This window comes from Caulobacter sp. DWR2-3-1b2, from assembly GCF_049896345.1.
GTDB lineage: Bacteria > Pseudomonadota > Alphaproteobacteria > Caulobacterales > Caulobacteraceae > Caulobacter.
Genome location: NZ_JAFCUC010000007.1, coordinates 200,690 through 225,715 on the forward strand (window position 1 = coordinate 200,690; position 25,026 = coordinate 225,715).

24 protein-coding genes and 1 tRNA gene are annotated in these 25,026 nt (G+C 67.1%); 18 read left to right on the forward strand and 7 right to left on the reverse strand.

Features of this window, described 5'->3' with window-relative positions:
* Positions 1 to 182 precede the first annotated feature (182 nt).
* Both ACP694_RS17885 and ACP694_RS17890 read left to right on the forward strand, forming a co-directional pair.
* Positions 183 to 1,568, forward strand: coding sequence for a Y-family DNA polymerase (locus tag ACP694_RS17885; protein ID WP_426014634.1), 1,386 nt, complete (start codon positions 183 to 185; stop codon positions 1,566 to 1,568).
* Positions 1,569 to 1,580: 12 nt separating this feature from the next.
* On the forward strand, positions 1,581 to 4,832 hold the full coding sequence (locus ACP694_RS17890; protein ID WP_426014636.1) for an error-prone DNA polymerase: 3,252 nt from the start codon (positions 1,581 to 1,583) through the stop codon (positions 4,830 to 4,832).
* Positions 4,833 to 5,017: 185 nt separating this feature from the next.
* Here ACP694_RS17890 and ACP694_RS17895 read toward each other — a convergent pair whose 3' ends face one another.
* The 3 genes from ACP694_RS17895 to ACP694_RS17905 form a co-directional block, all read right to left on the reverse strand.
* Positions 5,018 to 6,916 carry a polysaccharide biosynthesis protein gene (locus tag ACP694_RS17895; protein WP_426014637.1) on the reverse strand — a complete coding sequence of 633 codons (1,899 nt, stop codon included), beginning with the start codon at positions 6,914 to 6,916 and terminating at the stop codon, positions 5,018 to 5,020.
* Between the two features lie 116 nt (positions 6,917 to 7,032).
* The gene (gene glp / locus ACP694_RS17900) at positions 7,033 to 8,259 is read right to left on the reverse strand and encodes a gephyrin-like molybdotransferase Glp (RefSeq protein WP_426014639.1); all 1,227 of its coding nucleotides are present in this window, start codon (positions 8,257 to 8,259) and stop codon (positions 7,033 to 7,035) included.
* A gap of 21 nt (positions 8,260 to 8,280) precedes the next feature.
* Positions 8,281 to 9,105 (reverse strand): ferredoxin--NADP reductase, encoded by an 825-nt coding sequence (locus tag ACP694_RS17905; RefSeq protein ID WP_426014642.1) that lies wholly within the window; start codon positions 9,103 to 9,105, stop codon positions 8,281 to 8,283.
* A 279-nt stretch (positions 9,106 to 9,384) separates the two neighbouring features.
* Between ACP694_RS17905 and ACP694_RS17910 the strand changes: the two genes are divergently transcribed.
* The 6 genes from ACP694_RS17910 (at position 9,385) to ACP694_RS17935 (ending at position 12,194) form a co-directional block, all read left to right on the forward strand.
* Positions 9,385 to 9,768 (forward strand): hypothetical protein, encoded by a 384-nt coding sequence (locus ACP694_RS17910; protein WP_426014644.1) that lies wholly within the window; start codon positions 9,385 to 9,387, stop codon positions 9,766 to 9,768.
* Between the two features lie 461 nt (positions 9,769 to 10,229).
* Positions 10,230 to 10,305, forward strand: a tRNA-Trp gene (locus ACP694_RS17915).
* A gap of 65 nt (positions 10,306 to 10,370) precedes the next feature.
* Positions 10,371 to 10,694 carry a preprotein translocase subunit SecE gene (secE, locus tag ACP694_RS17920; protein WP_426014645.1) on the forward strand — a complete coding sequence of 108 codons (324 nt, stop codon included), beginning with the start codon at positions 10,371 to 10,373 and terminating at the stop codon, positions 10,692 to 10,694.
* 9 nt (positions 10,695 to 10,703) lie between these two features.
* A complete protein-coding gene (gene nusG / locus ACP694_RS17925; protein WP_426014647.1) occupies positions 10,704 to 11,261 on the forward strand; it encodes a transcription termination/antitermination protein NusG in 558 nt (185 codons plus the stop codon).
* Positions 11,262 to 11,483: 222 nt separating this feature from the next.
* Complete coding sequence (locus ACP694_RS17930) at positions 11,484 to 11,705, forward strand: hypothetical protein (RefSeq protein ID WP_426014650.1); 222 nt, start codon at positions 11,484 to 11,486, stop codon at positions 11,703 to 11,705.
* Between the two features lie 222 nt (positions 11,706 to 11,927).
* Positions 11,928 to 12,194 carry a hypothetical protein gene (locus ACP694_RS17935; protein ID WP_426014651.1) on the forward strand — a complete coding sequence of 89 codons (267 nt, stop codon included), beginning with the start codon at positions 11,928 to 11,930 and terminating at the stop codon, positions 12,192 to 12,194.
* A 30-nt stretch (positions 12,195 to 12,224) separates the two neighbouring features.
* Here the strand turns inward: ACP694_RS17935 and ACP694_RS17940 are convergent, their stop codons facing one another.
* Positions 12,225 to 12,563 (reverse strand): hypothetical protein, encoded by a 339-nt coding sequence (locus tag ACP694_RS17940; protein ID WP_426014653.1) that lies wholly within the window; start codon positions 12,561 to 12,563, stop codon positions 12,225 to 12,227.
* Positions 12,564 to 12,691: 128 nt separating this feature from the next.
* Positions 12,692 to 13,048, reverse strand: coding sequence for a hypothetical protein (locus ACP694_RS17945; protein ID WP_426014655.1), 357 nt, complete (start codon positions 13,046 to 13,048; stop codon positions 12,692 to 12,694).
* Here ACP694_RS17945 and ACP694_RS17950 point away from each other — a divergent pair.
* The 6 genes from ACP694_RS17950 to ACP694_RS17975 all read left to right on the forward strand — a co-directional run bounded on the left by ACP694_RS17950 (position 13,025) and on the right by ACP694_RS17975 (position 17,002).
* Positions 13,025 to 13,669, forward strand: a complete 645-nt coding sequence (locus tag ACP694_RS17950; protein ID WP_426014657.1) for a hypothetical protein — start codon at positions 13,025 to 13,027, stop codon at positions 13,667 to 13,669. The two genes, ACP694_RS17945 and ACP694_RS17950, sit on opposite strands and share 24 nt — an antisense overlap.
* 240 nt (positions 13,670 to 13,909) lie before the next feature.
* On the forward strand, positions 13,910 to 14,341 hold the full coding sequence (rplK, locus tag ACP694_RS17955) for a 50S ribosomal protein L11 (protein WP_426014659.1): 432 nt from the start codon (positions 13,910 to 13,912) through the stop codon (positions 14,339 to 14,341).
* Between the two features lie 3 nt (positions 14,342 to 14,344).
* On the forward strand, positions 14,345 to 15,034 hold the full coding sequence (gene rplA, locus ACP694_RS17960; RefSeq protein WP_426014661.1) for a 50S ribosomal protein L1: 690 nt from the start codon (positions 14,345 to 14,347) through the stop codon (positions 15,032 to 15,034).
* A 122-nt stretch (positions 15,035 to 15,156) separates the two neighbouring features.
* The gene (locus tag ACP694_RS17965; protein ID WP_426014664.1) at positions 15,157 to 15,396 is read left to right on the forward strand and encodes a type II toxin-antitoxin system VapB family antitoxin; all 240 of its coding nucleotides are present in this window, start codon (positions 15,157 to 15,159) and stop codon (positions 15,394 to 15,396) included.
* On the forward strand, positions 15,396 to 15,791 hold the full coding sequence (locus ACP694_RS17970; RefSeq protein ID WP_426014665.1) for a type II toxin-antitoxin system VapC family toxin: 396 nt from the start codon (positions 15,396 to 15,398) through the stop codon (positions 15,789 to 15,791). The genes ACP694_RS17965 and ACP694_RS17970 overlap by 1 nt, the downstream gene beginning before the upstream one ends.
* Positions 15,788 to 17,002: an NAD(P)/FAD-dependent oxidoreductase gene (locus ACP694_RS17975; protein ID WP_426014667.1), complete on the forward strand. Its 1,215-nt coding sequence runs from the start codon at positions 15,788 to 15,790 to the stop codon at positions 17,000 to 17,002. Before ACP694_RS17970 ends, ACP694_RS17975 begins: the two co-directional genes overlap by 4 nt.
* 61 nt (positions 17,003 to 17,063) lie before the next feature.
* Here the strand turns inward: ACP694_RS17975 and ACP694_RS17980 are convergent, their stop codons facing one another.
* Positions 17,064 to 18,422, reverse strand: a complete 1,359-nt coding sequence (locus ACP694_RS17980) for an alpha/beta fold hydrolase (protein ID WP_426014669.1) — start codon at positions 18,420 to 18,422, stop codon at positions 17,064 to 17,066.
* Between the two features lie 104 nt (positions 18,423 to 18,526).
* Entirely contained in the window at positions 18,527 to 19,846 is a 1,320-nt protein-coding gene (locus tag ACP694_RS17985) for an aspartate aminotransferase family protein (RefSeq protein ID WP_426014671.1), read from the reverse strand.
* A gap of 214 nt (positions 19,847 to 20,060) precedes the next feature.
* On the opposite strand from ACP694_RS17985, the gene ACP694_RS17990 reads away from it, so the two are divergent.
* From ACP694_RS17990 to ACP694_RS18005, 4 genes are all read left to right on the forward strand, one after another.
* Positions 20,061 to 20,540: a GntR family transcriptional regulator gene (locus tag ACP694_RS17990; protein ID WP_426014674.1), complete on the forward strand. Its 480-nt coding sequence runs from the start codon at positions 20,061 to 20,063 to the stop codon at positions 20,538 to 20,540.
* A 228-nt stretch (positions 20,541 to 20,768) separates the two neighbouring features.
* Positions 20,769 to 22,127: an aspartate aminotransferase family protein gene (locus ACP694_RS17995; RefSeq protein ID WP_426014675.1), complete on the forward strand. Its 1,359-nt coding sequence runs from the start codon at positions 20,769 to 20,771 to the stop codon at positions 22,125 to 22,127.
* A 37-nt stretch (positions 22,128 to 22,164) separates the two neighbouring features.
* The gene (locus ACP694_RS18000) at positions 22,165 to 23,550 is read left to right on the forward strand and encodes a glutamine synthetase family protein (RefSeq protein ID WP_426014676.1); all 1,386 of its coding nucleotides are present in this window, start codon (positions 22,165 to 22,167) and stop codon (positions 23,548 to 23,550) included.
* A gap of 229 nt (positions 23,551 to 23,779) precedes the next feature.
* Positions 23,780 to 24,889 carry an ABC transporter substrate-binding protein gene (locus ACP694_RS18005; protein WP_426014678.1) on the forward strand — a complete coding sequence of 370 codons (1,110 nt, stop codon included), beginning with the start codon at positions 23,780 to 23,782 and terminating at the stop codon, positions 24,887 to 24,889.
* Positions 24,890 to 25,026: the final 137 nt, after the last annotated feature.

Consider the following 25,026-nt stretch of genomic DNA (forward strand, 5'->3'; position numbering starts at 1 on the left):
GGGGAGGTGATCGCGTAGCGATCGGTGGGGGGAGTGATCGGAAGGTCGATCCAGCCACGGGCCGTCAGTATAATTCTCCCCCCTCCGTCGGCTACGCCGACACCTCCCCCAGGGGGGGAGGACTTGCACCGCCGCCCCTCGCCCTGATCGCCATCGAGGGCGGGACCCGACGCCTGGCCGCCGTGGACGAGGCGGCGGCCGCCTGCGGTCTCTATGTCGGCCAGAAGGCCGCCGACGCCGCAGCCCTGGTCCCGGATTTGCACGGCGACGATTACGATCCCGTCGGCGACCGCGCCGCCCTGGAGATTCTCTGCGACTGGTGCGTGCGCTTCTCGCCGGCCGTGGCCATCGACGGGCCGGACGGCCTGTTCCTCGACATCGAGGGCGTCGCCCACCTGTGGGGCGGCGAGGCGGCGATGCTGGACGACCTGCTGGCCCGCCTGAACCGCTGGGGCGCGCCGGCGAGGGGCGCGATCGCCGACACCCCGGGCGCGGCCTGGGCCCTGGCCCGCTTCGCCCCCGACCGCACCATCGCCCCGCCCCGCAGCCAGGCGCCGCTGCTGGCCCCCTTGCCGGTCGCCGCCCTGCGCCTGGACGCCGCCGCCCAGGCCCAGCTGCCGCGGCTGGGACTGTTCCATGTGGGGCAACTTCTGGGCCTGCCGCGCGCCCAACTGGCGCGACGGTTTGGCATGGCCCTGACCCTGCGGCTGGACCAGGCCCTGGGCGCGGCGAGCGAGGCCTTGCGCTTTCAGCGGCCGGCTACGCCCTGGTGCGACCGGCTAGCCTTCTTCGAACCGATCAGCGCGCCGGATGACCTGGGGCGCGTTGTTGGCGACGCCGTGGCCCTGATCTGTCGGCGGCTTGAAGAGGAGGGGCAGGGCGCGCGGCGCTTCGAGATCGTTTTCCACCGTCTCGATGGCAAGGCCATACCGATCCGGGCCGGCTTGTCGCGACCTGGCCGCGACGCCGGACGCGTGACACGGCTGCTGACACCCAAGCTCGATACGGTCGATCCCGGCTTTGGCGTCGAAGTGGTCACGGTTTACGCCCACGAGGTCGAACGCCTGTCGACTGTCCAGGTGCGCCTGGACGCAGAGGCTGGCGCGGGGATTGACGAGAACCTGGCCCCCCTGGTCGATCGGCTGGTCAACCGCTTGGGCGGCAAGGTCTGGCGCGACGAGCCCCGGGAAAGTCATGTTCCCGAGCGGTCGGTGACGCGCCGCGCGCCGCTGGGGCCGCCGTCCGGCAAGACCTGGAATCCCGACCGTCCCCGCCCCACGCGGCTTTTCAAGCGCCCGGAGGCGATCGCGGTGATGGCCAAGCTGCCTGACGACCCGCCCATCCAATTTCAGTGGCGAGGCCAGGCCCATCGGGTGCGCCGCGCCGAGGGGCCCGAGCGGATCGGCCAAGAATGGTGGCGATCCGATTTCAACACCATCGGGCCGGCCAAGATCCGCGACTATTACCGTGTGGAGGATGAGGCCGGGGAACGGTTCTGGATCTATCGCCAGGGCTTCTACGGCGTTGGCGACGATCCCAAATGGTGGCTGCATGGCCTGTTTGGTTAGGCTGTTTCGCCCATGAGCCTCGCCTATGCCGAGCTTCAGGCCACCACCAATTTCTCCTTCCTGCGCGGAGGCTCCCACGCCAAGGAGTTGATCACGGTCGCTGAGGCCTATGGCTTGAAGGCCTTGGGCGTCACCGACCGCAACACCCTGGCCGGGGTGGTGCGGCCCTGGACATTTGCAAAGGAGAACAGGCTTAAGGTCCGCGCGCTGACCGGCTGTCGCCTGGACTTCGCCGACGATACGCCGAGCCTGCTCTGCTACCCCTCGGATCGCGAGGCGTTCGGCCGATTGACCCGCTTGCTGACCGTGGGCCAGCGGCGTGGCGACAAGGGCGAATGTCAGCTCTTCTGGGAGGACTTCCTGCAGCACGCCGAGGGCCAGTTGGCCTTGATCGTGCCGCCCAGCACGCTGGATGACGCCTTCGAGAGCAGGCTTGGCGCGATGGCCAGTGAGTTGCGCGGTCGGGTCTGGCTCACGGCCAATCGCGCCTATGCGGCCCAGGATCTCCGGCGCCTGGCGCGCCTGGCCGACCTGGCGCGGGACGCGCGCGCGCCGATGGTCGCCACCAACGACGTGCTGTACCACGCGCCCGAACGCCGAACCCTGCAGGACGTCCTGACCTGCATCCGTGAAGGCTGCACGATCCAGGAGGCGGGCTTTCGCCTGGAAGCCAACGCCGAGCGCCATCTGAAGCGCCCCCAGGAAATGGCCCGCCTCTTTGAGCGCTGGCCCCAGGCGGTTGAGCGCACGCTGGAGATCGTCGAGCGCATTGACTTCGATTTGAGCGACGTCAAGGAACACTATCCCGACGAGCCCGTGCCGGCGGGGAAGACGGCGATGCAGCACCTGGCGGACCTGACCTGGAAAGGCGCGGCCTGGCGCTATCCCGAGGGGGTCTCGGCCAAGGTCGCCGACCAACTTCGCGAGGAGCTGCGGCTGATCCAGAAGATGGAGTATCCCAACTACTTCATCACCGTGCATGACATCGTCCAGAAGGCGCGGGAGATGGGCATCCTGTGCCAGGGGCGCGGCTCTGCGGCCAATTCCTCGGTCTGCTTCTGCCTGGGGGTGACGTCCATCGATCCCACCGAGCACCGCCTGCTGTTCACCCGCTTCATCTCCGAGAACCGCGGCGAGCCGCCGGACATCGACGTCGATTTCGAACACGAGCGGCGCGAGGAGGTGATGCAGTATATCTATGAGCGCTATGGCCGCGAGTACGCCGCCATCTGTGGCACGGTGATCCATTACCGGCCGCGCAGCGCCATCCGAGACGTCGGCAAGGCCCTGGGTCTGACCGAGGATATCACCGCCATCCTGGCCAACACGGTGTGGGGCAGTTGGGGCGATGGCCTGCCCGAAGACCACATCCGGCAGACAGGGCTGGATCCGGCCAATCCGCAGATCAGGCGGGCCATAGTGTTGGCCACCGAACTGCTGCAGTTCCCACGCCATTTGTCGCAGCATGTCGGCGGCTTTGTCCTGACCAAGCGGCGGCTGGACGAAACCGTGCCCATCGGCAACGCGGCGATGAAGGACCGCACCTTCATCGAGTGGGACAAGGACGACATCGACAGCCTGAAACTGATGAAGGTCGACATCCTGGCCCTGGGCATGCTGACCGCCATCCAGCGCGCGTTCGGCATGCTGCGGGCCGATCACGGCGTGGCGATCACCGACCTGGCCGACGTGCCCAAGGAGGTGAAGGGCGTCTACGACATGCTGACCGCCGCCGACAGCGTGGGCGTGTTCCAGGTCGAGAGCCGGGCGCAGATGTCGATGCTGCCGCGTTTGAAGCCCAACCGGTTCTACGACCTGGTCATCGAGGTGGCGATTGTCAGACCTGGGCCGATCCAGGGCGACATGGTGCATCCCTACCTGCGGCGAAAGAACGGGCAGGAAAAGCCCGAATGGCCGTCGCCCTCGCCGGAGCACGGCGACCCTGATGAACTCCAGCAAATCCTCGGCGAGACACTCGGCGTGCCGCTGTTCCAGGAACAGGCCATGAGCCTGGCCATCACCGCCGCCAAGTTCACGCCGGACGAGGCCGATGGCCTGCGCAAGGCCATGGCCACCTTCAAGGACCTGGGCGATCCGGCCGAATATCGCGATAAGTTCGTCGGCGGCATGGTGCGGCGCGGCTATGAACACGACTTTGCCAGCCGCTGTTTCAAGCAGATCGAGGGTTTCGGCCATTACGGCTTTCCCGAAAGCCACGCGGCCAGCTTCGCCAAGCTGGTCTATGTCTCCGCCTGGATCAAATGGGCCTGGCCAGACGTGTTCTGCGCAGCCCTGATCAACTCTCAGCCGATGGGGTTCTACCAGCCGGCTCAGTTGGTGCGCGATGCGCGAGAGCATGGGGTCGAGGTGCGGGGGCCGGACGTGCTGATGAGCGACTTCGACTGCACCCTGGAGCCTCCCTCCCCCTCCAGCGGAAGAGGAGAATTTCGAAGCGATAGGATCAATGACCCCGAGACGCGGCCTCACTGGAAGGCCGTCCGCCTGGGTCTGCGCCAGGTCAAGGGCGTCCAGGACAAGGAGGACATCGCGATCCTGCTCGAGGCCCGCGCCGCCGGGGCCCGCTCGCCGGCCGACTTCGCGCGGGCCGGAATGTCGCAACGCGTCCTGGAACTGCTGGCCGAGGCCGACGCCTTCGCCTCGATGGGCCTGTCGCGGCGCGACGCCCTATGGGCCGTCAAGGGGCTGAAGGGCGAGGTCAAGGTCGGGAGCCAGGCGCCGCTGCTGGCCGGCCTGCCGCTATTCGAAGCCACCGTGAACCTGCCGGCCATGGGCCTGCCCCAGCAGGTGGCCGAGGACTATCGCACCACCAGCCTGTCGCTGAAGGCCCACCCGCTGAGGTTTTTCCGCCCGATGATGGACGCGATGGGGATCATCCCCGCCGAGGGGCTGAAGAGTTTGCGCAACGGCCGCAAGGTCTCGGTCGGTGGTCTGGTGCTGATCCGCCAGCGGCCGGGCACCGCCAAGGGCGTGGTGTTCGTCACCCTGGAGGACGAGACGGGCGTGGCCAATGCGGTGGTCTGGAAGGACTGTTTCGACGCCAACCGCCGCACCGTGATGAGCGCCTCGTTCCTGGTGGTGCACGGCAAGGTCCAGCAAGCCGATGGCGTGACCCACGTGGTCGCCGACAGTTTCACCGATCTGTCGGCCGAGCTGGCGCGGATCAAGGAGGACCCCAACGCTGCGCCGCCCGTGATGCGGTCGCGGGTGTCGGGGCGGCTGCTGCGGAGCCGGGATTTCCACTGAGCGTCATCCGTTCGAACACGTTGGCCCTGAATATTCTTCTCCCCCTTGCGGGAGTAAGGCTGCCTCCGACGGCTACAGCGCCACCTTCTCCCGCAAGGGGAGAAGGAAAACGAATACGACGCTGCGGCATCTTTTCGAGATGTGCGCATCCCTTTGGGCGTTTGCCGGGATAGGCGGACTTTAGATCAAACCTTCGTCCTTGCCTTGGCCGGCTTCGGCGGCGCGACCGTCCGCAACCCCTCCACCATGGCGAACAGCTGGGCGCGGACGCCGAACTCGTCGCCGGCCAGGGCGGCGGCCTCGAGCTTGGCCAAGGCCTCGGCGGCGATCGGCGCGGCCGGGGTCAGGGGCGCGGCCTCGGTGACGCCCGGGGCCTTGGGGCGGGCGGCCTCGTTGATGTCAACCAGGGCCTCGGTGAGCTTCTCGCCAGGGCGAAGGCCGGTGATGCGGATCTCGATGTCGCGGTCGGGGACCAGGCCCTGCAGCTCGATCATCCGCCGGGCCAGATCGATGATCTTGACCGGCTCGCCCATCTCTAGCGTCAAGACGCCTATTGGGGGTTCCACGTCGGCCGCCGACAGGGCCACGGCGCGCAGCACCAGTTGCACCGCCTCGGGGATGGTCATGAAATAGCGCTCGACCTGCGCGTCGGTCAGGGTGACCGGGCCGCCGCGGGCGATCTGGTGCTGGAAGATCGGCACCACCGAGCCGGCCGAGCCCAGCACATTGCCGAACCGCACGATGCTGACGCGCGGACCCGGCTCGCCCGGTCCGCCAGCCCCGAACTGCCGGACCACGGTCTCGGCCACGCGCTTGGTGGCGCCCATCACACTGGCCGGGGCCACAGCCTTGTCGGTGGAGATCAGGGCCAGGTGGGCCGCGCCGCAGGCCTTGGCGGCGGCGGCGACATTGCGGCTGCCCAGCACATTGGTGCGCACGCCCTCGCAAGGGTGGTTCTCGACAAGTGTGACGTGCTTGAGGGCGGCGGCGTGGAAGACGATCTCGGGCTTTTCGGCGGCGAACACCAGGGCCAGGCGGGCCGCGTCGCGCACGTCGCACAGCACGTCGCGGCGGGCCATCTGCGGCCAGGCCTCGCCCAACTCGCGGTCGATGTGGAAGAGGTTGGCCTCGGCGGCGTCCAGCAGAGTCAGTTGGGCGCAGCCGCTGGCGGCGATCTGCCGCGCCAATTCCGAGCCGATGCTGCCGCCGGCCCCGGTGACCAGCACCCGTCGGCCGGCCACCAGGGCGCGGACGGGTTCGGGATCGAGCCGCACCGGCGCGCGGCTGAGCAGCTCCTCGAGGCTGATCTCGCGCAGAGCGCCGCCGCCGGTCGCGCCCATGTCGACCACCCCGTGGTGACGCAGCAGACGCACGCCCTCGGTCTTCAACCGGCCCAGGCGCTCGGCCCCAAAGGCGCTGAGCGGGCCCTCGGTCAGGAACAGCAGGGCGGCTGGCTGCAGCCCGCCGTCGCGCAACTGGGCCATCACGGCGTCGAAATCGGCGATCACGCCCAGCACGCAGACGCCGCTGAGCTCATCGCCGGTCTCGCGGGCCTCGGGGGTCAGCACTCCGACCGGCGCGTAGCGCTCGCCGACGGTGGCGGAGGCGCGCAGGAAGGCCTCGGCTTCGCTGGCCGAACCGACGATCAGCAGGCGGGGCAGGGCGGGCGAGGCGGGGGCGGGGCGCAGGCGAAGCAGCGACTCGACCAGAATGTCCTCGTGCACTGTGCGGCGTACAATTCGCAGACCGGCCAGCAGGGCGGTCTGCAGCAGGAAGGCGACGGCCAGGGTGCGCAAGCCGCCAGGCTGCCAGACGCCGGCCAGGCGGGCCAGCAGGGCGAAGGTCAGGGTGGTCAGCAAGGCCGAACGGGCCAGGCGAAGGCCGTCGCTGGCGGCGAAGAACCGCCACGGCGAACGCTCGACCTGGAACAGGATCTCGACCAGCAGGGCCGCCACGGCGAACAGGGCGGCATGGGCCAGGGCCGAGGGGGCAAGGGGGGCGACGCCGGCGCTCAGCACCTGGGCCAGGAGCAGGGCCATGAAGGCCAGCACCACATGCGCCGCGATCTTGCCCATTCGACCCATTGACGAAACTCCGCCGCGACCGCCGTCAGGCCGCTTCGCAATGGGCTTAGCATGCTCGTCGCGTGGCGTCGCGGTTGCGGCGCCAGATGGCGTCAGGGGCCGTGGGCGACCGCCTTTTAACCCCGCGCCAGCGGCAGCAGCCTCACCACATCTCCAACCTCCGCCGCCGGAGAGCTGGCTGGTCTGACCACCAGGCAGTCGGCCCGTGAAAACACCCCTATCAGCGAGGAGTCCTGGTCGGGGAACGGCGTGACCCTCACCCGACCTTCATCGTCGATCGTTCGCACGGCGCGCATCCAGTGTTCTCGCGGGCCGTTGGCGGGCAGGGGCGTGGCCAGGGCGCCGGCGCTGATCGGCAGGGCCGGATCGGCGCCGGTCAGGGCGGCCAGTAGCGGGCGCAGGAACAACTCGGCGCAGACCAGTGCCGAGGCGGGATTGCCCGGCAGGCCCAGCACACGCCGACCGTCGGCCAGGCGCCCGAACCAGGTCGGCTTGCCGGGGCGCACCGCGACGGTCTCGACGCGCAAGGCCAAGCCGAGCGTCTTCAGCGCCGGCTTGACCAGGTCGTGGTCGCCGACCGAGGCGCCGCCGACGGTGACGATCAGGTCGGCCGAGCATTCGGCGACCGCGTCGGCGATGGCGTCCAAGTCGTCGCCCCGAGCCTTAAGCCGCTCGGCCTCGCCGCCCCAGCCCTCGACCAGGGCCGCCAAGGCGAAGGAGCCCGACTCGAAGATCTGGTCGGGAGCCGGGATGTGGCCGGGGGGCACGAGTTCGTCGCCGGTGGCCAGGATGGCGACGCGCGGCCGTCGCGCGACACTCAGTCGGGCCCGGCCGGCCGAGGCGGCCAGGGACAGCGTCCAAGCATCCAGCCGCGCGCCGGCCGGCAGCAAGGTGTCGCCGGACCTGAAGTCGCCGCCGGCTGGGCGGATGTTGCGGGGCGGCGGATCGCGGTCGATCTGGAAGGTCACCACTCCGCCGTCGCGTGAGGCGCTCTCCTGGATCACCACCGTATCGGCGCCGGGCGGCACGGGGGCGCCGGTGAAGATCCGCACCGCCTGGCCGGCCTCGACGGGGCGGGCATGGGCATGGCCGGCGGCGCTCTCGCCGGCCACCTGGAAATGCGCGCCAGGGGCAAGGTCGCCGAAGCGCACCGCCCAGCCGTCCATGGCCGAAGCGTCGAAGGGCGGCTGGTCACGGTCCGCGACGATGGCGGCGGCCAGCACCCGGCCCAGGCCCGCCTCCAGGGTCACCGCCTCGAAGCCCAGCCGCCCGGCGTCGGCCAGCATGCGGGCGCGGGCCTCTTCGACGGTGAGGTTCTTGAGTGGAGGAACGTCGTCGCTCACGAGCCATACTCCCGGATCAGATCAGCCCACAAACGCCCGCTCGATCACGAAGTCGCCAGGCTCGGCGTTGGAGCCTTCCTTCAGCCCGTGGGCTTCCAGCAAGGCGGCGGTGTCCTTGATCATCGCCATCGAGCCGCACAGCATGGCGCGGTCGTGCTCGGGATCAAACTTGACGGCGTCCAGGCCAAGGTCGCGGAACAGTTGGCCGCTCTCGATCAGGTCGGTGAACCGGCCCTGACGCTCGAACGGCTCGCGGGTGACGGTGGGGTAATAGACGAGCTGAGCCCTGGCCTCGTCGCCGACCAGCGGGTCATCGTGAATTTCCGAGGTGAACAGGTCGCGATAGGCCAGTTCCTGCACCTCACGCACGCCGTGGGCGACGATCACCTGCTCGAAGCGGCTATAGGCGTCGGGGTCGCGGGCCACGGCCAGCCAGGGCGCCAGGCCCGTACCGGTGCCGAACAGGAACAGGCGCTTGCCCGGCCGCACGGCGTCCAGCACCAGGGTGCCGGTCGGCTTCTTGCCCAGCAGCACGTGATCACCCGGCTGGATCTGCTGCAGGCGCGAGGTCAGGGGGCCGTCGGGGACCTTGATCGAGAAGAACTCCAGTTCCTCGGCGAAACTGGGTGAGCCGATCGAATAGGCGCGCAAGATGGGCTTCTTCTCGCCCAGCTCCTCACGGGGCGGCAGGCCGATCATCACGAACTCGCCGGAGCGGAAACGGAAGCTGGCCGGACGGGTTATGGCGAAGCTGAACAGACGGTCCGTCCAATGCTTGACCCACAGGACGGTCTCGGTGTGCTGGGCGGCTTCCTTGGGCGGGGGCGCAATCGTCGTGGCCGTCATGGTGCGTGTCTTCTAAGTCCTTGCCGCGCGGCGAGGCGCGAGATTCTAGAGGGTGTCGCCACGGCCCTGAGGCGACCCACGTCTCATGTGAGCACAGCCATGCCGATGTCAACTTTCGAGGTCTGAAAGGGCCTTGAGAAAATCTTCCTCAAAAGCGTCAAAAACCGTGACGCCTGTTTTTTGAACCGTGTCAAAATTGTGTTGCCGCCTCCCTAAACCGGGCGCACTCTTCCTTTGTCTCGTCGCCTTTGGCGCGAGGCCAATGATACGGAGGAACGTATGCGGGTAAGGTTCGTAAAGGCCGCCGCGGCGGCCAGTCTGTTAGCGTTAAGCTTGGCGGCTTGCGGCGAGAACGCGGCCACCAAGGCCGAAAAGGCCCAGCCGGTGGCCCTTGAAGGCAAGTCGGTCACGGCCTCGGGCTGTGTTCGACCCGTCGAATCGACATCGTGCATCGTGGTGCGCGGTCCGGGCGGCGGTTATTATGACATCTCTGGAGCTTCCCCGGCGCCAGACCCCGCCAAGGGCGTGGCCGTGTCGCTGCAAGGTCGCGACCTGGGCAAGAACACCGAGTGCGGACGCCAGCTCGTCGACGTGAAGTGGTCCTATCTCAATATCCAGTGCGCGGCGCCCGCCGCAGCGCCGGCGCCGGAAAAAGCTGGCTGATCGCTCAGGCCTCGCCCGAACCCGGATCCGTCTGGGTTTTTGGCGAGGTTGAGCTATCTTCGGCGCCTCGCGGCTCCGTCGCGGGGCGTGGGGCCTTGCCACCCCCATCGCCGGCCTCTGAAGGTCGCTGATTCTCGTTCTCGACCTCGCGGTTGGACGGCCGATCCTGCGTCGGGCTGGTTGGTGTCGGCATGGCGAAATCCTCCGTCTGGTCGGTTGTTGGTCATCTCCAACGCGCCGCCTGCGCCCTTGATCCGGGTCCGGTCCGGCAAAGAACGCCGCCGCGCCGAACGCCGAACGCCGCGAACCCGCTCCGGGCCGCTTGCCCGGCTCGAACGACCCTGCTAAACGACGCGGCTCTGGCGATGAGACCAACGCGCTGGCGGGCTTTTGAACAGCCTACCGGCGCGATGTTCATTGTCGGAAAGCCAAGATCCCCGCTAAAGGGATCGCGGTTCTGCAGGAGTGTAGCTCAGCTGGTAGAGCATCGGTCTCCAAAACCGAGGGTCGTGGGTTCGAGTCCCTCCACTCCTGCCACTATATGTCATCGGTCGGTCCGGCTTTTCGGGCTGACCCACCGAAAGTCGCGAGCCTCTTAAGTCATGGCCAGGAAACCGGGTTCGAGCCCGTCAGCGATCAAGAGCCGCGCCGCCAAGACGGCCGCGGCCCTCGCACCCGCGGGCGGGGCGTCCAACGTCGCCAAGACCGCGGCCCCGGCCGCGCCCAAGAAGCCGTTCAACCCGATGCGGTTCGCTCAGGAAGTGCGGGCCGAGGCGCGCAAGATCACCTGGACCACCCGCAAGGAGACCTGGATCACCTCGGTGATGGTCTTCATCATGGTGGTGATCAGCGCGCTGTTCTTCACGTTCGCCGACTGGATCCTGGGGATGGGCGCCAACCTCCTCCTCAAGTTCGCCGCGGGATAAGAAATCACCATGAGCACCGAAACCGCGTCCAACCCGAACCACAAGTGGTACATCGTCCACGCCTACTCGAACTTCGAGAAGAAGGTGGCCGAGAGCATCCGCGAACAGGCCAAGAGCCACGGCCTGGAAGACAGCTTCTCCGAAATCCTGGTGCCCACTGAGGACGTCGTCGAGATCCGTCGCGGCCGCAAGGTCAATGCCGAGCGCAAGTTCTTCCCCGGCTATGTGCTGGTGAAGATGCACCTGTCGGATGAAGCCTATCACCTGATCAAGAACACTCCGAAGGTCACGGGCTTCCTGGGTAGCGCCTCCAAGCCGCAGCCGGTGTCGGAAAAGGAAGTTCAGCGCATCGTCGGCGCGATCGAAGAGGGCGTCGAGCGTCCCAAGACGGTCGTGCTGTTCGAGATCGGCGAGAACGTCCGCGTCACCGACGGCCCGTTCGCCAGCTTCAATGGCTCGGTCGAGCAGGTCGACGAGGAGCGCTCGCGCCTGCGCGTCACCGTCTCGATCTTCGGCCGCGCCACCCCGGTGGAACTGGAATACAGCCAGGTCGAGAAGATCGCCTAAAGGCGGTTTCACGACCGAAGCATTCGAAAACCCCGCGCTCGCAAGGCGCGGGGTTTTTGCATTCCGCCCCTCGCCGCTGGCAGACCGCGAAGCGGCCAGGTGGGAGCAAGTGGGTGTCGGCAGGCCTTACGCCGCCCTTACGTCTCCAGCCCGATACCGAATGGATCGCTTACGCCTTCCGGCGCGACAACGACGGCCTTATCCGCCGTCCGGAACCGTCCGATGTCCGTCTTCCACTGCAAGCTCGCTTCCCTGACCCTGGCCTTGGCCGCGGTCGGAGGCTTCGTCCTACTGCTCGTCCTCGCCGCGCACCATCCACAAGCCGCGCCTCTGCTGCGCATCCTGGCCTTCCTGTGGTTGATCGCGGCGGGCGCCTCGAAGCTGCTGTTCGACCTGACCGAGGCAGCGGGGCGGGGGAACGACAGGCCTTCTCGTCACCCGTGAAACGGCGGAGGTGGCGCGATGCGAATACGCATCGTGACGGAGGAGGCGCTCCAACGCCGCAGACGCCCCCTCCGTCACGGTGCGAAGGCGCCGCGCCACCTCCGCCGCGAAGCGGGTGAGGAGAAGAGCGGGCAGGATGCAGGCGTCCGTTTTGTGGCAATGGCGAGAATGGCCAACTTCGACCCATAGTGGTCATTGCGGACCCCGGGCCATTCTGAGCTCATGCCGAATTCTGCCTACGATGACCTTCGAGATCACATCTGTGTCGAGCTAGGCTTCTGCGGCTCCATCAAGGATGGGCTACCTCTGCATGTCGATGACCTCATCCCATCGGAAGGCGTCGTCACCGCAGATCAGTTTGCCGAGCTTGCCTTCATCGCCGAGGGCCTCGATTCAAGCAACGATCCGAAACAGCTGAAGGCTGCCATCAAGGCCGCCTTCGTGAACTTGCTGAGTAGCCACACGGTGGATGCAACGGCCCTGCGCTAGGTCGAGGACCGCTAACCCAGTCGCCAAGAACTAGTCGTTCTCGTCTGTCCAGACGTCGAAGACCAACGAGCAACGCTCCTCATCGGCATCCTGCACGATTTCCTTCAGGCGGCCCTCCGATGCTGCCAGCCTCACCGCAGCGGGTTGGTTGGCCTCGTCCGCCGACCCTTGATAAAGCCCTAGCTCGATACGTGGTATTTCGAGTTCACCCGAGATTTCGTAGGCTTCCAAATTACGGATGACCTCGCCATGTGCTGCGACATAATCGGCAAAAGCTCGTAGTTGTCGCTGCCCGAAGATACGGACACTCCCATCGCGAGCGGCAAGGAAAAGAGCGGAAAGCTCGGCCTGTGATGTGTCGTCTTGCATGCGCTTAATGTCGCCTGCGACTTAGCTGTCAACAAGGTCCGCGATCCACCCTTCTCGGACCTCTGGGAAGTTCGCTGCCTAATGATGGGCGGGAGAGCTGGATTTGATGCGAAGGGTCTGTGCCAAGCCTAGCGGGGCCAACGTCGCTTCGGCTCGCCCTTAGCCAGCGCGATGGTGGCCACGTCCCGTGACGAGATGTTGATCACGTGCTGGGGGGCGAACGGGAGTTCGATACCGCTCCAGAATTCATCGTTCTCTTCCAAGGCGTCCGGGTCGTTGTCGAGGACGCCCAGATATCCACCGGGTATGCGTTCTCGAACCAGCACCCACATTCGCTCGACCGCCACTGTCCCTTCCGCATCATCGACGTTGAAGCGGAATATCAGCTTCGCGTGATCACCAAGTTCAAGGCTCTCCCGGCTCTCGCGGGCCGGTATCCAAAAGGTATCAGGAGCCTCGGCATGATAGGCTTCGCCATCTTCCAAGCACCATCCGTCAACTTCAATATCTGGCTCGCGCATCGGCCAAGAGTAGCAAAGGATTGGATGTCCGACATCCACCCGTTGCGAACCCAAGCGACTTCGGGTCTTGATCGCCCTATGGAACCTCTTCCGATTGATCTTTCCGACGAGCGCTGGGGCGAACTCCAGAGCGCCTTCAGGCGGTCGTATGACGTGAGGCCAGCGCTTCGACGGCTCGCTTCAAGAGATGCGGCTGTGTGGGATGAATTCTGGGAAGAGCTGCATCATCAGGGCGACGTAGGCGAAGCATCGTATGCCGCCATCCCAGCAATCGTGCGCATCTACACGGAGCAGGCGCAGCAGCCCGATTGGAACGTGTATGCCCTAGCAGCGACGATCGAAGAAGCTCGGCACGGCAACGACAATCCCGCGATACCGCCTTGGCTAGCCGCGAACTACGATCTGGGATGGGCGGATTTGGAAGCGCGCGCGCTGGCAGAGTTGCCGCCGGCGAGTGACGACGCGTTGGTGAGCAGCATCCTAGCAGTGCTCGCTCTAGCCAAGGGGAAGCGGACTCTCGCCCGCATGGCGCTTCTCACCGAAGACGAACGCAAAGAGATGCTCGACAGCGCTGGATGGGGCTAAGGTTCAAGGTCCGCTTTCCACCCATAACGGTCCTCCCAAGCGTCCGCTTGCAGGCTCGTCTCTTGCGCCCCCACCTAGACTCCCCACCCCGCACCTGCTAGATCCCGCGCTTCGCTCCAGGACTTGCGTCCCGGGGCGTGCCCGTCGTTCGCGGCGAGCTCAAATCCGTGGGAGGGCCGCCAGCCCGGACCACGGCCACACAGCGAAGGCCGCTAAACCCGGCTTTCTTGAGAGGATACAATGGCTAAAAAGATCCTGGGCTATATCAAGCTCCAGGTGAAGGCCGGCTCCGCCACGCCTTCACCGCCCATCGGCCCCGCACTGGGCCAGCGCGGCGTCAACATCATGGGCTTCTGCAAGGAGTTCAACGCGCGCACCGAGAACGTCGAAAAGGGCACCCCCCTGCCGACCGTGATCACCGTGTACCAAGACAAGTCGTTCACCTTCGTCACCAAGACGCCCCCGGCGACGCACTACCTGAAGCAGATCACCGGCCTGAAGTCCGGCGCGAAGCTGACCGGTCGCGAAACCGTCGGTGAAGTCACGCGCAGCCAGCTGCGCGAGATCGCCGGAAAGAAGATGAAGGACCTGAACGCCAACGACATCGAGGCCGCGGCCAAGATCATCGAAGGCTCCGCCAAGGCCATGGGCCTTAAGATCGTGGAGGCCTAGACCATGGCCAAGCAACCCAAGCGCATCCAGGCCTGGACCGGCGATCGCGAAGCCGCGCATGCCGTCGCCGAAGCCATCGCCCTCGTGAAGGCCAACGCCAACGCCAAGTTCGACGAGTCGGTCGAACTCTCGATCAATCTCGGCGTCGATCCGCGCCACGCCGACCAACAGGTCCGCGGCGTCGTCAACCTGCCGTCGGGCACCGGCCGCGACGTTCGCGTCGCCGTTTTCGCCAAGGACGCCAAGGCGGCCGAAGCCACCGCGGCGGGCGCTGAACATGTCGGCGCCGAAGACCTGTACGAAAAGATCGTCGGCGGCTTCATGGATTTCGATCGCGTCATCGCGACCCCGGACATGATGGCCCTGGTCGGTCGCCTCGGTAAGGTGCTGGGCCCGCGCGGCCTGATGCCCAACCCGAAGGTCGGCACCGTGACCCCGAACGTGGGTCAAGCCGTGAAGGACGCCAAGGGCGGCGCCGTCGAGTTCCGCGTCGAGAAGGCGGGCATCGTCCACGCCGGCATCGGCAAGGTGTCGTTCACCGACGAAGCCCTGCTGATCAACGTCAAGGCGATGGTCGACGCTCTGGTCAAGGCCAAGCCGGCCGGCGCCAAGGGCATCTATGTGAAGCGTATCGGCCTGTCCTCGACGATGGGTCCGGGCTTCAAGATCGACGCCGCTTCGGTCAACGCCTAAGCCTCTTCGAACTATGGGTTAGCGAGCGGGCGCTGGAGCCATCCAGCGCCCGCTTTGCGTTTGGAGCCTGAGTTGGCGACGCGTCTAGCCGATGTTATGTTCCGGCTAGACGGAGGTTTCCGATGCCCTTCCATGTCCGAGACGCCGAGGCCGACGCGATGTTGCGGCAATATGCCGAGGACAACCACGTTGGCATTACCGAGGCCATCAAGCTGGCCGTACGCCGGGCGCGCGAGGCGGATGACAAGGTGCGGGCTGAAAAGCTGGCGCGCATGGACGCCATTTTGGCGGAGTTCGACGCCGTGCCTAGAACCGGTCTGACGGCGGACAAGGCTTTCTTCGACATGATCAACGGCGACTGATGTTCGTCGACGCGTCGGCCTGGACAGCCATCGTCCTAAACGAGCCCGAACGCGACCGGCTGCGCATTGCCTTGGCTGCCGCGACAATTGTTTTGACCTCGCCGATCGCCAACTGGGAGACGGTTCGCGCTGTGGCAAGAGAGACGGCGGATGAAATATCGCAGGCCAGCGCGCGTCTGGCCGCCTTCCAGGCCAGCGTTGGCGCACGACTCGTGGATATCGGCGCCGCCGAAGGTGATCTCGCCCTCGTCGCTCACGCTCGCTTTGGCAAGGGCGTGCATCCCGCCAAGCTGAACATGGGCGATTGCTTCGCCTACGCCTGTGCCCGGACCAACGGCGTGCCGTTGCTTTATAAAGGCGACGACTTCGCCCTGACCGACGTCGAGCCTGCGTGACCGCACCCCAGACCCCAGACGTCGCCGTGGTCGGCGGCGGGCCGGCCGGGCTGATGGCGGCCGAGGTGCTGAGCGGGGCGGGGCTGTCGGTGGCGGTTTACGAGCGCATGCCGACCCTGGGGCGCAAGTTCCTGATGGCCGGGCGCGGCGGGCTGAACCTGACCCATTCGGAGGACTTCGAGCGGCTCGCCGAGCGCTACGGCGCGGCGAGCGCGACGCTGCGGTCGCTGCTGGAGGCCTTTAAGCCGGCCGATCTGATCGCCTGGGCCGAAGGGCTGGGGCAGGCGACCTTCGTCGGCTCCAGCGGCCGGGTGTTTCCGAAGGCGCTGAAGGCCTCGCCGCTGCTGCGGGCTTGGATCGCGCGGCTGGAGGAGCAGGGGGTTGCGTTCAACACCCGCTCGACCTGGACCGGGTGGGATGCGACCGGAGCATTGAGCTTCGACACCGCTGATGGCGTCCAGACGGTGCGGCCGCGCGCCACGATCCTGGCCCTCGGCGGCGCCAGCTGGGCGCGGTTGGGCTCGGACGGCGCCTGGGCGGCGCTGCTGGCGGCGCGAGGTGCTGTGGTGGCGCCGTTCCGGCCGGCCAATGTCGGGTTCACGGTCGCCTGGACGGCGCTGTTGCGCGAGCGCTTCGCCGGATCACCGCTGAAGAACATTGGCCTGAGCTTCGAGGGTGCGACGTCGCGCGGCGACGCCCTGGCCGCTGGCTATGGCCTGGAGGGCGGGGCGGTCTACGCCCTCTCAGCCGCCTTGCGTGACGCGGTCGAGGCGCGGGGATCCGCAACGCTCGTTGTCGATCTGCGGCCCGACGTGTCGGAGGCTCAACTGACCGCGCGCCTGTCGCGGCCACGGGGAGGCCAGTCGCTGTCAAGTTGGCTGCGCAAGGCCGCCCGCCTGTCGCCGGTCGAGATCGGCCTGCTGCGCGAGGCCCACGGCGTGGCCCTGCCGGTCGCGCCCGACGCCTTGGCGGCGGCGATCAAGGCCGCGCCGATCGTGCTGACCGGCGTCCAGGGTCTTGAACGTGCGATCTCCTCGGCCGGCGGGCTGAGGTTCGACAGTCTCGACGGGCTGGAGCTGAGGGGCGTTCCCGGCGTGTTCGTGGCCGGCGAAATGCTGGACTGGGAGGCTCCGACCGGCGGGTACCTGCTGCAAGCCTGTTTCGCCACGGGCGTGGCGGCGGCGCGAGCGGTGGTGGATCGGTTTGGCTAGAGCCGGACAACGGACGGGGACAGCCACGTGTGCCTGCCCGCATCCAGGCCCGCCTCGGCGACTATTTCATCGCCGCCCGTATCTTCGCCGCCATCGCCTCGATCGCCTGGGGATCGCCCTTCTCATGCTCGACGAACATCAGCGGCTTGCCGGCCGCGCGGGGGATGACGTGGATGTGCAGGTGCGGCACGCTTTGGCCGACGCCGTTGTTCTGGACAATGGTGAAGCCCTCGACCCCCAGGCCGTCGACCTGGGCCTGGCCCACGCGGGCGGCCACGGCCATGATCCGCGACAGGTCCTGCGGCGAGACCTCCAGGATGTTTCGGGCCTTGGAAGTCTTGGAGATCACCAGCACATGGCCGGGCTCGGCGGGCGCGTAGTCCATGAAGGCCAGCACCTGGTCGTCCTCGTAGACCTTAGGCACGACGACCTCGCCACGCAGGATCTTGGCAAAGGGGTTGGCCTCGTCATAGGGCGCGCTCAGCGGAATCTGCGGCGTGCCCGGCTTGGCGCTCGCCGGATCGAAGCGGCCTAGCCAGCGGATCACCTCGCCCTCCAGCGCGATGCGCGCGTCGGAGAAGCTGTGGTCGGTGTCCATGTAGGTTTCGGTCAAGGCGGTGGCCTGGGCGGCCCGGACTGCGGCCGCCAGCTTGCGCATGGTCGGCGCCCTGGCATGTTCGGCGCCGATCATCAGCACGGGACGGCTGGCGATCCGGGCGCTCAGCGCTTCCAGATTCAGCTTGGCGGCGTTCGCCTCAATCTCCTTGACGAGCAACTCGGCGCTGGTCCCGGCCAGTGGAAGGGCGTCGGGCCGCATCTTGTCGGCGGCCGCCTTGCGCGTGGCGGGGCTGGTGATCTGGGCCGCGTTCTTGCCGATGTCCCAGGCGTCGATCAGTACGGTTCCGGCCACGCGTGGCTCGGCGGACGCGGCGTCAGCGGCCATGAAGCCGCCCATGCTGTGGCCGGCCACCACGATCCTGGTAGTGTCGATATGGTATTTGGCGACATTGGCTGGGTCGAACAGGAAGGCCGTGGCCGCCTCGCCGTCGACCCGGGCATTGGCGAACGAGAACTTGCCGGGGCTGCCCCACGAGCCGCGATAATTGATCTTCAGCACATTCCAGCCGGCCCGGCGCACGGCCTGCATCAGGTCGATATTGGTCTCGTTGCCGGGGAAGCCGTGCAGGAACAGCATCGTCGCATGCGGCTGATCGCCCGAGGCCAGGTACATCAGCGCGTTGACGCCCACCCCGCCCGTCGAAACGGTGAAGGCGGCCATGTCGGCCGGATGGGCCGCGTCTCGCGGCGGATCGGCGATCACCGCCTTGGGGATCGGCGGGACGCGCGGCTCGGCGTGGGCCGGCGCGGCGAGGCCGATGAGCATCAGGGCGGCGAAGCCGGCGGTGATCTGGCGTTTCATGAGGGTCCCCTGAGGCAGCGGTCTCTGTTATGCGGAAATATGGGCGCATGGCCAGTCCGCCTCGCGCTTCGCGGAGGCTCTTCCCTTTCTCCATTAAGAGAGGGTCAATCCACCCCCGCCAGCGCCGCCCGGATGGTGTCCACCACCTGATCGACCTGCGCTTCCTCGATGATCAACGGCGGCGACAGGGCGATGATGTCGCCGGTCACCCGCACCAGAAGCCCCTGGTCGAAGGCCGTCTCGAAGGCCGCCATGGCGCGGGCCGTGGGGGCGCCCAGACGGGGCTCCAGTTCGATGCCGGCGATCAGGCCGAAGTCGCGGATGTCGATGACATGGCGGGCGTCTTTCAGCGAATGCACGGCGGCGCGCCAATAGGGCTCCATCGCCAGAGCGCGGTTGAACAGGTCCTCTTCCTGGTAGACCTCCAGCGCCGCCAGTCCTGCCGCGCAGGCCAGCGGGTGGGCCGAATAGGTGTAGCCGTGGAAGAGCTCGATGGGGGCGTCGGCGCCGTCCATCATCGCCTGGTAGATTCCTTCGGACGCGGCGACGGCGCCGGCCGGGACGGCGGCGTTGGTGAGGCCCTTGGCCATGCAGATCATGTCGGGGATCACCCCGAAGCGCTCGGCGGCGAAGGCCGCGCCGACCCGGCCAAACCCGGTGATTACCTCATCGAAGATCAGCAGGATGTCGTGCTTGTCGCAGATCGCCCGCAGGCGTTGCAGGTAGCCCTCGGGCGGGACGAGCACGCCGGTCGAGCCCGCCACGGGCTCGACGATCACGGCGGCGATGTTGCTGGCGTCATGCAGAGCGACGATCGCTTCCAAGGCGTCGGCCAACCCGGCGCCGTTCTTCGGCAGACCCTGGCTGAACAGGTTACCCTCCACGCCATGGGTGTGCGGCAGGTGATCGACGCCGGTCAGCAAGCTTCCGAAATACATCCGGTTCTTGGGGATTCCGCCCACCGATATGCCCCCGAAGCCGACGCCGTGATAGCCGCGCTCGCGGCCGATCAGCCGGGTCTTGGTCCCCTTGCCGCGGGCGCGGTGATAGGCCAGGGCGATCTTCAGGGCGGTGTCGACCGACTCCGAGCCCGAGCCGGTGAAGAAGATGCGGTCCAGGCCCTTGGGCGTGATCTGGGCGATACGGCTGGCGAAGGCGAAGGCGGCGGGGTGGCCCATGTTGAAGCTCGGCGCATAGTCCATTTCTCCGGCCTGACGGCGAATGGCCTCGACGATCTTGGGCCGGTTGTGCCCGGCGTTAACGCACCAAAGGCCCGAGGTGGCGTCGAGGATCCGGCGGCCGTCGGGGGTGTAATAGTGCATGCCCTCAGCGCGGCTCAGCAGGCGCGGATTGGCCTTGAAGCGCCGGTTGGGCGTGAACGGCATCCAGAAGGCGTCGAGGTCGTTCTGGCCGAAATCGGGCATGGCGGGTCTCCGGGAGCTCTTGCATTGTGATCGCGATTGTTGGTCTGCTGGCAAGGTCAATCGGGAAGGGCGCGGATGTGTCGGGGACACACACGCATTCCCCGGCTGGGGTGATCGTAGCGCGGGCAGAGGAGTGCGTGTGTGTCCCCGACGGCATCACCGCCCTCGCCCCGACGCCCCCTCGCCGACAACCTCGCCGTCCACGACCAGGTCTATGAGGCCATCCGCCGGGCGCTGGTCATCGGCCGAATCGTGCCGGGCGTCGTGGTGTCCTTGCGCAGCCTGGCCGCCGAGCTGGGGTCTGTGGATCGAACCCGAGCTCACCGCCCGCGCCGCGCCCCACGCCGAAGCCGCTTTCATCAAGAGCCTGAAAGCCATCGACGTTCGCCTCGACGCGACCCTCGCGGCCGGCGACGTCGATGGCTACATGACCGCCAACCACGCCTTCCATTTCGCCGTCTGCGAGCGGGCCGAGGCCGAGGTGCTGCTGTCAATGGCGCGCGGTCTGTGGCTGCAGATCGGGCCGTTCTTGCGGGTGGTGTTCGGCAGGGCCGGCACGGTCGGCCTGGCCGCCGACCGCTACGCCGAAGCCATGCACGCCTTGAAGGCCGGCGACTCCGAGGCCGCCCGCCGGGCCATCGCGGCGGACCTGTCCGATGGCATGGACAGGATGTGCGCGGCGGTGGGCGGCTAGGGTCCTCTTCTCTCCTCGCTCACGGCTGAGAAGATCACGGGAAATGCAACCGCCTCAAGCCCGCCAGGTCCGTGACCACCTCATCTTGACAGTCGCCTATCTGACGCAAACTGTGATCACAGTTGAGGGGTCGTCTGTGACTGATTTTTCTCCGATCGACGCAATGATGACCCTCGCCCTGGCCAGGCGAGCGGTGATCGACGCCGTGCGAGGGCTTGGGTGTCAGGCGTGACCCGTCAGCCCGCCACCCTCTCAGCCCTGATCAACGCCGAGGCCCAGCGCTTCACGACCGAGCATCCGCGTTCGGCGGCGATGGTGTGGTCGGCGGCCGAGGTCTGGCGCGGCGGGACGCCAATGCACTGGATGGGCGACTGGGCCAGCCCGAGCCCGATCTTCGCGGCCCAGGGCGTCGGCGCCCAGATCACCGACGTGGATGGGAAGTTGTATGATGACTTCTGCCTGGCCGACACGCCGGCGATGTTCGGCCATGGCGAACCGGCCGTGGCCCGAGCCATCGCCGATCAGGCCTTGCGCGGCGCGGGGTTCATGCTGCCCACGGCCACGGCGGTGATCGTCGGCCGGTTGCTGGCCGAGCGGTTCGGCCTGCCGCTGTGGCAGGCGGCGACCACGGCCAGCGACGCCAACCGCGCGGCCATCCGCTGGGCGCGGGCGGTGACGCAGCGGCCGGTGATCCTGGTGTTCGACGGCTGCTATCACGGCATGGTCGATGACGCCTTCGTGGTGCTGGACGGCGGCGTGGCGGTGATGAAGCCCGGCCTGGTGGGTCAGGTGCACGACCTGACCGCCACCACCCGCGTGGCGCCGTTCAACGATCTGGCCGCGCTGGAAGCCGCCCTGGCCCCAGGCGATGTGGCCGCCGTGTTGGCCGAGCCGGTGATGACCAATTGCGGGATGATCCTGCCCGACCCGGGCTTTCACGACGCGCTGCGGGCGATGACCCGCGCAGCCGGGACCTTGTTGATCCTCGACGAGACCCACACCCTCTCGACCGGCCCAGGCGGCTATAGCCGCGCCCACGGCCTGAAGCCCGACGTCTTCGTGGTCGGCAAGGCCATCGCCGGCGGGGTGCCGGCGGCGGTCTGGGGCGTGACCGCCGCGCTTTCCGACCGCATGGACGCCGCAGCCGCGCGGATCGGTCCGGGCCAGTCGGGGATCGGCACGACGTTGTCGGGCAACGCGCTGGCCTTGGCGGCCATGCGGGCCATGCTGTCCGAGGTGATGACCGACGCGGCCTATGACCGGATGCTGACCGGCGCCCAGAAGCTGGTCGAGGACCTGCGCGGCATGATCGCCGTGCGAGCCCTGCCGTGGTCGGTGGTGCAGGTTGGGGCGCGAGTCGAGCTGATCCTCGCCGAGCGTCCACCGAAAAACGCCGCCGAGATGCGCGAGACACTGGACGACGCCCTGCTGTCCGCGCTTCATCTGTGGCTGATCAATCGCGGGGTGCTGATCGCGCCCTTCCACACCATGATGCTGGTGTCGCCGATGACCGAAGACGCCGCTATCGACCGCCTGGTCGCGGCGGTCGACGGGTTCGCCGGGGCGCTGGAGGGGTTAGAGGCATGAGCGTTGCGCATTGGGGTTTTGGGATGGAGCAACGCCCGTGACGCTCCCTTCGGTCGCCGATCCCCAGGAATGCCGCGACTTCCTCGCCGCCAACCCAGGCGTCAAATATGTCGAGGTGTTCTTCACCTCCATGACCGGCGTGCCGCGCGGCAAACGCCTCAGGATCCACGAACTGCAAGCGGTCTATGACTATGGCCGCTTCCTGCCCGGCTCGATCCTGGTGGTCGACACCCTGGGGGCTGACTGCGAGGAGACCGGACTGGTCTGGGAAGACGGCGACGCCGACCGCCGGGCGAGGCCGGTCCCCGGCACGCTCACCCTGGCCCCGTGGCTCGGCCAGGACATGTGCCAGGTGATGCTGTCGCTGTACGAGCTGGATGGAACGCCCAACGATCTGGACCCGCGCCATGTGCTCAAACGCGTGCTGGACCGCTTCGCCGCCGACGGCCTGACGCCGGTCGCGGCCTGCGAGCTAGAATATTACCTGGTCGATCTGGAGCGCGGCCCGCACGGCGAGCTGCAACCGCCCAAGTCGGCCCTGACCGGCCGCCGGCCGCAGGGCATCGAGGTTTATGGCCTGCCCGAGCTGGAGGCCATCGCCCCGTTCCTGAAGGACCTGTGGGAGACCTGCGACGTGCTGGGCGTGCCGCTGGAGGGGGCGATCTCGGAGTTTGCCCCCAGCCAGGTCGAGCTGACCCTCAAGCACAAGTCCGACGCCCTGGCCTGCTGCGACGACGCCCTGCTCTACAAGCGCGCCGCCAAGGGCGTGGCCCTGAAGCACGGCTGCGAGGCCACCTTCATGGCCAAGCCCTGGGCCGACAAGGCCGGCAACGGCTTCCACGTTCATATGAGCTTCAACGACGCGGCGGGAAACAACCTGTGCGCGGCCGAGGATCCGGAGGGCTCCGAGCTGCTCAAGCACGCGATCGGCGGCATGAAGGTACTGATGGCCGACTGCATGGCCATACTGGCGCCCAACGCCAATTCCTATCGCCGCTTCAAAGCCAACAGCTATGCGCCGGTGGCCCCGACCTGGGGCGTCAACAACCGCACGGTGTCCCTACGCGTGCCGGCCGGCCCGCCGCCGACCCGGCATGTGGAGCACCGCGTGGCCGGGGCCGACGGCAATCCGTATCTGGTGCTGGCCGTTCTGCTGGCCTGCGCTCACCACGGGATCACCAATCGGATCGATCCAGGCCCAGCGGTGGTCGGCGACGGCTATGCGGCGGCCGCCAAGGAAAAGATCCGCCTGCCCACCGACTGGTATGCGGCGGTCAATCTGTTCGAGGCCTCCGAAATCTTGCGCGACTATCTGGGCGCGCGGTTCGTGGAGATGTTCGTCTCGGTCAAGCGCACCGAACAGGCGCGCTTCGCCGAGGTGGTCACCCAGCTGGATTATGACTGGTATCTGCGCAACGCCTGACGGTTACGCCGAGAGTGGGGAGCGAGAGTTGCAAGGCTGGTCTCCCTTCCCCCTTGATGGGGGAAGGGCCAGGGATGGGGGTGATGCGGCGGTTCAGGACACGGCGCGATCGAGGTCGCCGCTACCGCCCTGGTCACCCCCACCCCCGACCCCTCCCCCATCAAAGGGGAGGGGGGATGTATCGAGATTGTCCGTCACCAGTCGACTTCAAAGGGGAGAGACCAAGGCCATGAGCACCAACCGCATTCATACCGGGCGAGTTTTGGGCACCCGCCGCTCGCTGCTGACCGCCATGGGCGCTGCGGCCATCGGCATTTCCTTCACCGCTTGCGGCGAGAAGCCCAAGGCCCCGACCGGTCCGGGCGGCGAGGAAGCCAAGCTGAACTTCTACAACTGGGACACCTATATCGGCGAGACGACCCTGGCCGACTTCAAGAAGACCTCGGGCGTCGACGTGAACATGAGCCTGTTCGCCACCAATGATGAGCTGTTCGCCAAGCTGAAGGCGGGCAATGCGGGCTATGACGTGATCGTGCCGTCCAACGAGTTCGTCACCCGCATGGGCCAGGCGGGCATGCTGGAGGTGCTGGACCACGCCAAGATCCCCAACCTCAAGAACATCGACCCGGCCTTCCTCAATCCCGACTACGACCCGGGCCGGAAGTTCTCCATGCCCTATACTTGGCTGGTGCTGGGCATCGGCTATCGCAAGTCCAAGGTGAAGGGCGTGCCCGACAGCTGGAAGTACCTGTTCGACAGCGCTCAATATAACGGCCGCATCGCCCTGCTGTCGGAAAGCGCCGACCTGATCCGCCTGGCCGCCAAGTACAAGGGCCACAGCGTTAACAATATCCCGCCCGGGCTGGTCACCGAGATCGAGCAGATGTTGATCCGCCAAAAGCCCTATGTGAAGGCCTTCCACGACGACAACGGCCAGGACATGCTGGTGGCCGGCGATGTGGACCTGGTGCTCGAATATAATGGCGACATCGCCCAGGTGATGAAGGACGATCCGGACCTGGATTTCGTGATCCCCAAGGAGGGGTCGCTGATCAATTCCGACACCCTGTGCATTCCCAAGGGCGCGCCGCGTCCAGACAACGCCCACAGGTTCATCAACTACCTGCTGGACGCCCAGGCCGGGGCCGAGATTTCCAAGACCATCCTCTATCCGACCCCGAACGCTGCGGCCAAGGCGCTGATGCCGCCGGAATATCGCGACAATCCGGTGATTTTCCCGCCCGCCGACGTCATGAGCAAGTGCGAGTACGGGGCGTTCGAGGGGGCGGAAAAGGCGAGCCTGTACGAGGAAGTCATCACCCGGGTGAGGGCGGCTTAGCGGGCGTTAGGTCCTCCCCCTGTGGGGGAGGCGATCGCGTAGCGATCGGAGGGGGGAGTTTTAGGGCCGTCGATCCGGGCTGTGGTCGTCGGCCTGATACTCCCCCCTCCGTCGGCTTCGCCGACACCTCCCCCAGA